This window comes from Vibrio sp. UCD-FRSSP16_30 (assembly GCF_001676025.1).
In the GTDB taxonomy this organism is placed as follows: domain Bacteria; phylum Pseudomonadota; class Gammaproteobacteria; order Enterobacterales; family Vibrionaceae; genus Vibrio.
Window position 1 is genome coordinate 1 of record NZ_LZFW01000047.1, and the last position, 1,204, is coordinate 1,204.

The 1,204-nt window shown below is 40.4% G+C and carries 1 protein-coding gene; it reads left to right on the forward strand.

Going from position 1 to position 1,204, the window contains the following annotated elements; translation table 11 throughout:
- The first annotated feature begins 76 nt into the window (after positions 1–76).
- A protein-coding gene (locus tag A9260_RS13355) for an IS3 family transposase (RefSeq protein ID WP_373604483.1) occupies positions 77–1,188 on the forward strand; the annotation gives its coding sequence in 2 pieces (ribosomal slippage) (positions 77–329 and positions 329–1,188; 1,113 coding nt in all).
- The last annotated feature ends 16 nt before the right edge of the window (positions 1,189–1,204 follow it).

Here is a 1,204-nt window from a genome sequence, read left to right on the forward strand (position 1 = left end):
TTGTAACCATCCCCTAAAATAGGTGTATTCCGATTTAGAGTTCTTCCGTTTAAACTAGATAAAACGGAGAATGATCATGAAAAAATCACGCTATACAGAATCACAGATTGTTAAAATCTTGAAGGAAGTTGAAGCAGGCCGAAAGGTCTCTGATGCCTGTCGTGAATATGGCATATCAGATGCAACGTACTATAACTGGCGAGCCAAATATGGAGGTATGGATAGTTCGGACATCAAACGACTGAAAGAGCTTGAAGAAGAAAACCGACGATTAAAACAAATGTACGCTGATTTAAGCTTGGATCACTCCATTCTTAAAGACGTTATCGAAAAAAAGCTGTAAAGCCATCGGTTCGCCGTGAGTTGGTTGATTATGTGAAATGCAAACATAACATCAGCCAACGTCGAGCGTGCCGTGTTGTTGGCATCAGTGACTCAGTTTATCGATATCAACCAGATCTTCATCGAGATGATGAGGTCATTGATGCACTTAAAAAAGCGGTTGAACGTTATCCAGCATACGGCTTTAGCAAACTATTTAAGACTCTAAAACGATGGGGTTACAAATGGAATCATAAACGAGTTCATCGCATCTATCGTTCACTCAATCTGAATATGCGACGACGTAAAAAGAAACGCCTTCCAACCCGTAACCCTATGCCGCTATGTGTACCAGAGAAAGTAAATATATGCTGGTCCATGGATTTTATGAGTGATTCATTACAGTGCGGAAGACGTTTTCGTACGTTCAATCTTTTAGACGATTTTAATCGCGAAATATTAGCAGTAGAGATCGACTTAAGTTTACCCACAGTACGTGTTCTTCGAGTACTTGAGCAAGTTGTCGCATGGCGTGGCTATCCACAAAAGATACGAATGGATAATGGCCCTGAATTTATCTCGTTAAAACTGGCTGAATGGGCGGAAGAAAATCAGGTTGAGCTGGAATTTATTAAACCAGGAAAGCCTACACAGAACTCATATATTGAACGTTTTAACAGAACCTATCGCGATGCCATTTTGAATATGTACATGTTTAAAACACTGCGTGAGGTTCGTGAACTCACAAAAAGTTGGATAAATGAATACAACAGTGAGCGGCCACATGACTCGCTTGGAGATCTTACTCCATGGGAATATTTGGCTAAATCACAGCAGGGAGAAGACTCTAATTTCGAGTGCCACTAAAAAAGGGATGTTTACA